This is a genomic window from Maribacter sp., assembly GCF_049667165.1.
Classification (GTDB): Bacteria; Bacteroidota; Bacteroidia; order Flavobacteriales; family Flavobacteriaceae; genus Maribacter_A.
The window spans coordinates 1-6,565 of the sequence record NZ_JBATHS010000416.1; the positions used below are offsets into that span (position 1 = coordinate 1).

The window sequence follows — 6,565 nt, forward strand, 5'->3', positions numbered from 1 at the left end:
AAATCAATTCATAACCAAGTTCATTAAAGTCATCCTTAACATATTCCAGTATTTTTTTATTCCGAGCAATTATAGTTATTAAAATCACGTAAACAATAAATGGAATTATAAACAGAAATTTTGAATCAGTTCCAATTAATAAATACACCATTGTTCCGAAACAAATTATTGTCAGGATAGCATAAATTACTATTTCTTTTGTTCTGTGCAGTCTGTTTCTCAAATTGTAGCCAACAATTGTATATAGTTACTTGTAACTATATTTCTATTTTGTCAATACCACTAATCTAGTGGATTTTTTATGTTTTTAAAAGTATTTGTTGCCACGTGGGTATATATTTCCGTCGTTTTGCTTGAACCGTGCCCCAATAGTACCTGTATCTGCCGTAGGTCCACCCCCGATTCCAATAGATGGGTGGCGAAACTATGGCGTAATACATGAGGGGTCACGGTTTGTTTTGTTCTAGCTCTAGCTGCGGCTTCCTTTACTATTTTGAGAACACTGACAGCGCTATACTTTCCACCTTTTTGCCCTTCGAACAAATATTCTCGAGGATTCCATTCTTTATAATAAATTCTCAGATCTCCCAATGTGGTCTTCGATATTATGGTATATCTATCCTTATTCCCTTTCGAATCTTCCACTCGGATCAACATCCGTTTACTGTCTACATCAACCAGTTTTAGGTTTATTAGCTCACTACGACGAAGACCCGAACCGTACAATAACTTTATAATGCACCTATGTTTTAAATTGTGGGTATGTTCAAGGATCGAAAGAACTTCTTCTTTGGATATTACGGTGGGCAATTTAGATTCTTTTCTTGGCCGTTCTATCTCATAAAATCGATTGGGCATACCCAAAACAACTTCATAGTAGAACTTAATGGCGTTTATGGATTGATTAAGATAGGAGTTGGAAACATTCCTGTGGATGAGCTTTTGAAGAAAAACCCTTATATCACTTTCGTTAATTGCATGCAGTTCTTTGTCCTTATAATGGTTGATGAACATTTCAAAAAAGGAAACATAGGTCCGAACAGTACTGTTTGCATACCGTTTTAGCTCTAGTTTTAATAAATACTCTTCTGGGCATAACCTGTATTCGGGTATAGGCTTCCTTTTCCTGAACCACTCGACATCAACAGTTTCATTACTGGTGTTGATCGGCCTGTTTGTCAAAAATCGATTGTAGTTTATCCAAACGGTTCCCTTGAAAGTATTAAAAATAATTCCGAGGTTACCCTTTATATTGGGGATATAGGCCATATTATGTTGCTTACTCCATTTAGGATCGGGGAGACTTTTGATCAACCCCTGTATTAGCTTATCTGGAGAAAATTTTATACCTATCATCTTTTGATTATTGATCATCAGATGGTAAAGTGTTATAGATTTTAAAGTATTCATATACAAGTTTAAACATGTTTCATGTAATAAATAGTATATTAAGCGTATAATATGCGTTTATGGATAATAAAGGAAAAAAATGCCCCGTATGTGGTGCGATGATCAAGGGTAGGTCCGATAAAAAATTCTGTTCCATCAAATGCAAATCCATAGATCAATATGAAAATCGCCAAAAAACGGAAGCGTTTTACCTGAAAGTCGATAGGCAGTTGAAGATAAACAGAAAACTGTTGAAGCGATACAACAAGTCGGGGTATACCACCGTTCGCACGGCCCTATTGCGGTCAGCGGGTTTCAATCCCAAATTCTTTACCCATTATTGGAAAACGAAAAAAGGGGACCTATATCTTTTTTGCTATGACTATGGCTTCCTACAATTGGAAAAGGATACTAAAAGTAAAATCCTGATCGTGCAATGGCAAGATTATATGGGCAGCGTATAACGAACATTCAGGTTCCTAACCCCAACTAGTCCGCCTCATATTTGGCCATGTAGCGTTTCCATAATTCGGTCTGGTGGGTCTCCAACGAAATAGTGCGCCCATCGATAAAGGCATGGGTCAGTTGGTTGCCCCTCATGTCAAGGGCATCGCCATCAGCGATAAAAAGGGTAGCGCTTTTTCCGACTTCCAAGGTGCCATAGGCCCCATCGATCCCCAAGATACGGGCACTGTTGCCGGTAATCATTTGAAGGGCTTTCTCCCTGTCCATTCCCTGGGCAACGACCTGCCCGGCATAAAACGGCAGGTTTCGGGTCTGAAAATTCGAGGCTTCCCCATTTTGCAAGGCGACCAAGAGTCCGGCATCGGTCAATAGCTTGGGCAGTTTATAGGGCAGGTCATAATCATCATCATCAAAGGCGGGCAGGTTGTGGGTAAACTGTACCAAAACCGGAATGTCATGCTTCTTTAAAAAATCGGTAACCTTATAGGCATGGTAGCCGCCGACCAGTACCACCTGGGCCACCCCAATTTCCTTGGCCAGGGACACGGCATCGATGATCTCTTTTTCGCCATCGGCGTTGATATAGAGTTTTTTGGTGCCATCATAAAGACCCTGCATGGCGGCAAAGGCTTGATGCACTACCGCATTTTGGGTGTTTCCATACGCCGCCGCCTGCTTAAAAAAATCGCGTAGTTCATCGACCTGTTCGGCATACTCGGTATTGGGCCGAAACCCCCGGGACTCTCCCTCCCAAAACCGACCCTTGCGAAAACTTTTGGGCCAGGTCATATGTATGCCATCATCGACTTTGATGGCGGCATCTTCCCAGTTCCAGGCATCGAACTGCACGATCGATGAGGTACCCGAAATACGGCCTCCTTGGGGCGTGATCTGACCCAAAAGCACCCCATTGGGCCTTAGGCTCTCCACCACCTGTGATTCGGCATTGTAGGCGATCAAACTGCGCACATGGGGAATCATTTCCCCGATCTCGTCCTGATCGTTGCTGGCACGAACGGCATTGATCTCAACCAGCCCCAAGGATTTGTTGGGGGCTATGAATCCAGGGTAGACATGTCTGCCCTTGCCCTTGATCACGGTTCCCCTACGGGCGATCTTGGTCATGGCACTCCCTACAAAGGTAAGTTTGCCCCCTTCGAACATGATCAGGGCATTTTCGATGACCTCGCCGTTGCCCAAATGTGCGATGACACCGTCAATGCTTATGGCTTCTTGCTGCGCAGGCGCAGGGGTTTGTTGGGCCGAACCCGTGAAAAAGGGGGCCACGATTACGATCAAAAGGTATAACGCTATTTTCATTGTTTTTTGTTTTTTGGTGCCCCAAAAGATCCTCTTGACGGGATTAAGGGTAGCACAGGACTTATTTTCCAGTATTTTTTTCATAGGGGGTGCTTAGAGCGAATCGCAGTGAAACTTTTCCTTTTTGTTGTTCTCCGGGGCCTGGGTTTTGCCGCCGTCCTCTTTTTCCTTGAGCATCATCCGAATCAAGGTGTTGCGCTCTTGGGCAATGGCCTCCCGCTGTTGTTTGTCCTTTTCAAGATCAAAATAGGTGGCCCCTTCGATGAGGGTCTTCTCTGCTTTTGCATAGACTGATAAGGGATGATCGCTCCAAAGTACCAGATCGGCATCCTTACCTTCCTTGATGCTGCCCACCCGTTCATCGATATGCAACAAGATCGCCGGGTTGATGGTGACCATCTTCCAGGCCTCCAGTTCGGGAACCCCGCCATACTTCATGGTTTTGGCCGCCTCTTGGTTCAAGCGTCGCGACATTTCGGCGTCGTCACTGTTTATGGCCACGGTAATGCCCTGACTGTGCATTATGGCCGCATTGTAGGGTATGGCATCCTTTACTTCGTACTTATAGGCCCACCAATCACTAAAGGTAGAACCGCCCACACCATGTTCCGCCATTTTGTCGGCCACTTTGTACCCTTCGAGAATATGGGTAAATGTGTTCACTTTAAAACCGAAGGCGTCGGCCACTTTCATCAGCATGTTGATCTCGGTCTGTACGTAAGAATGGCAACTGATGAACCGCTCCCCATGTAATATTTCGACCAAGGTCTCCATTTCCTCATCGTGGCGGTAGGGCTGTCCGCTTTTCTTTTTGACCTCATATTCCTTGGCTCGTTGAAAGTAGTTCATAAAGACCTGTTCAACACCCATACGTGTCTGTGGAAAACGTTCGAAACTCTGCCAATTGCTTTGCTTTACATTTTCCCCCAAGGCGAATTTGATAAACTTGGGCGAATGGTCATAGATCATATTACGGGCACTTTCGCCCCATTTCAATTTTAAAAGGGCCGAACGACCCCCAATGGGGTTTGCCGAACCGTGAAGCAATTGCAACGAAGTGACCCCACCGGCCAAGTTGCGATAGATATCGATATCCTCAGGGTCGACCACATCTTCCATCTTTACCTCGGCAGACGAATTCTGTCCCGATTCGTTAATCGCCAAGGCCGCCAAATGGCTATGCTCGTCGATAATACCGGCGGTTAAATGTTTACCAGTGGCATCGATGACATTGGCCCGCCCGGCACTCAGGTCCTTTCCGATTTTCGCAATCTTTCCGTCCTTTACCAACACATCGGTATTTTCAAGAATGCCAACGTCCTCACTCGTCCAGACCGTGGCATTTTTGAACAATAGGTTTTCCGAACGGGGAAGCTCGGCATACCCATAACCCAAGTTCGGATAGGTGACCGGGACAAGCACTGGTTTTTCCACGGTGGAAGTTTCTTTTTCCTTGGTGTCAAATGCCTTGGTCAACATTGCGGTGAACGAGGAATCCCTTCCATTGGGCAAGATGGCCTTACCGCTGATCAGCTTGTTGTTCTCCTTGACCAAACCGGTTACCCGGTACCATTCATCTTCTTTCCCGAAGGATAGGGTCACCCAATTATCGGTATAGGTGATCTTCGAGGTATAGGCGGTACTGTCTTGGTTCACCTTTACTTTTGGTTTCCCTGGTTCCCCTGAAATGGAAAGGGCAAAAGTTTCACCCCCGGTCGTTAAATCATAATCTCCGCGAATCTCGGTAAGGGACATATCGTTGATGCTATTTTTAGTGCCCTGTACCCAGTTCTCATAGCATGTCGTACCCTTGTCGAATATCGGCCCTGAAGTAATTAAAAAGTTGGCATACCGGCCCTGCTGTAAAGAACCGATCTTATCCGACTTGCCCAAAAGCTTCGCCGGTACCGTGGTAAGTGCCTCAAGGGCTTTGGTCTCCGGGAGGCCATAGGTAAGGGCCTTTTGTAGGTTGTCCTTTAGATTTGAGGGGGATTTTAATCCGTGCAAGGTAAAGGAGAACGTTACCCCGTTCTCTGCCAAGATCTTGGGATTGGCCGGGGCTTGGTTCCAATGACGCATATCCTGCAAGGATACATAGTGGGCTTGGTAGGGGTCGCTAACATCATAGGCCATGGGAAAATCCAAAGGAACGATCAGCGGCGCCTGGGTCGCTTTGATGTCCGCAATGGCTTCATAGGCATCCCCACCGCCTACCATCACGTACTGTATTCCCACGGCATCACCAATACCATCCGCCCTCACGATATTACCCTTATCACCCGCCTCGAAAATCTGAACCAAGCTGGCATTGGCGTTCAAGGCCTCAAGCGAGCGGTCCTTGGTGGCCACATTCCCTTTGGCATACCAATCGGCATCGGTGTACATTTGGCGCAATAGGGCCATGGCCCCCATCAAGGACGAGGGATAGTTCTGTCGTGAAGCCACACTCTTCGTAAAGGAAAAATACTGTCCCGATCGATCATCCAAAATCCTATGGGCGTCATTCTCCTGTCCGTTTAGGGCGATAAGCACCCCGGTACCCCGAACGATGCCATCAGGAATATGGGAATTGACCACCCCGAAACCGGCATCGCGCAATTCCTTCGCCTTTTTCGAATCGTAAGTGAACTTGGCCACGGCAGTATGCTCGGGCATGATATGATCGTTCCAGTAAAACCCTTCCCTAGTGGGTTCGTATTGGGGGGAACGCCCCGATCCTTCGGCTCGTTTCGGTTTGCTGACCCCAAAATCGGAATAAATGTCGATAAAGGAAGGATAAATGAATTTCCCCTTTAGATCAATGATTACCGTATTGTTCGGCACTATTACCGACGCTCCTACGTTTGCCACCTTCCCATTTTGGATCAACAGGGTGCCTTTCTCGATTACTTGGGTAGGGGTAACGAAGATCTTGGCATTCGTAAAGGCCGTGTAGTTGTTGTTTTCTGATTTCACCCCTTTACTCTCCGGAAAATAATCCTGGGCCATGACAGAGGCACCACACCATAAAAAGGCGAGTACCAGTAGTTTCAGTCTCATACGCTTGGTTTCGTTATGTTAGTAAACTAAAGATAAAAGAAGCAATAGGATATTGATGCGTATTTACTTTTTTTTAACGTTTTTGGAAATGGAAAAGGCGTTCGGGTAACCGGATTACTGTGCGATGTACGAGGTTTGAAGTACGAGGTACGAAGGAAGAAGTATGTAGTCAGTTGTAAGTGATAGTTTTTAAGTAAAATAAGTATTAAGTAAAAACTGGTTTTTATGCGCAGTTTAATGCGCCGCCCTCCGACGTTAAACCCCCGACGTTCCAGGTATGACACCAAACCTAAAGCGGATGCTCCTGATGAAAGGAGATGAGCAGGGAAACCACGGCATTATAACTTTGGAT

The 6,565-nt window shown here is 45.8% G+C and carries 5 protein-coding genes; 1 reads left to right on the forward strand and 4 read right to left on the reverse strand.

Going from position 1 to position 6,565, the window contains the following annotated elements; translation table 11 throughout:
- The coding region (locus WBM98_RS18765; protein ID WP_424367547.1) for a hypothetical protein at window positions 1-223 on the reverse strand (223 nt) is incomplete at its 3' end.
- A 59-nt stretch (window positions 224-282) separates the two neighbouring features.
- Window positions 283-1,356 (reverse strand): site-specific tyrosine recombinase/integron integrase, encoded by a 1,074-nt coding sequence (gene xerA, locus WBM98_RS18770; RefSeq protein ID WP_424367548.1) that lies wholly within the window; start codon window positions 1,354-1,356, stop codon window positions 283-285.
- Window positions 1,357-1,469: 113 nt separating this feature from the next.
- On the opposite strand from xerA, the gene WBM98_RS18775 reads away from it, so the two are divergent.
- On the forward strand, window positions 1,470-1,853 hold the full coding sequence (locus WBM98_RS18775; RefSeq protein WP_424367549.1) for a hypothetical protein: 384 nt from the start codon (window positions 1,470-1,472) through the stop codon (window positions 1,851-1,853).
- A gap of 25 nt (window positions 1,854-1,878) precedes the next feature.
- Here WBM98_RS18775 and WBM98_RS18780 read toward each other — a convergent pair whose 3' ends face one another.
- The gene (locus WBM98_RS18780; protein WP_424367551.1) at window positions 1,879-3,174 is read right to left on the reverse strand and encodes an amidohydrolase family protein; all 1,296 of its coding nucleotides are present in this window, start codon (window positions 3,172-3,174) and stop codon (window positions 1,879-1,881) included.
- Window positions 3,175-3,267: 93 nt separating this feature from the next.
- Window positions 3,268-6,213 carry an amidohydrolase family protein gene (locus tag WBM98_RS18785; RefSeq protein WP_424367550.1) on the reverse strand — a complete coding sequence of 982 codons (2,946 nt, stop codon included), beginning with the start codon at window positions 6,211-6,213 and terminating at the stop codon, window positions 3,268-3,270.
- Window positions 6,214-6,565 lie beyond the last annotated feature (352 nt).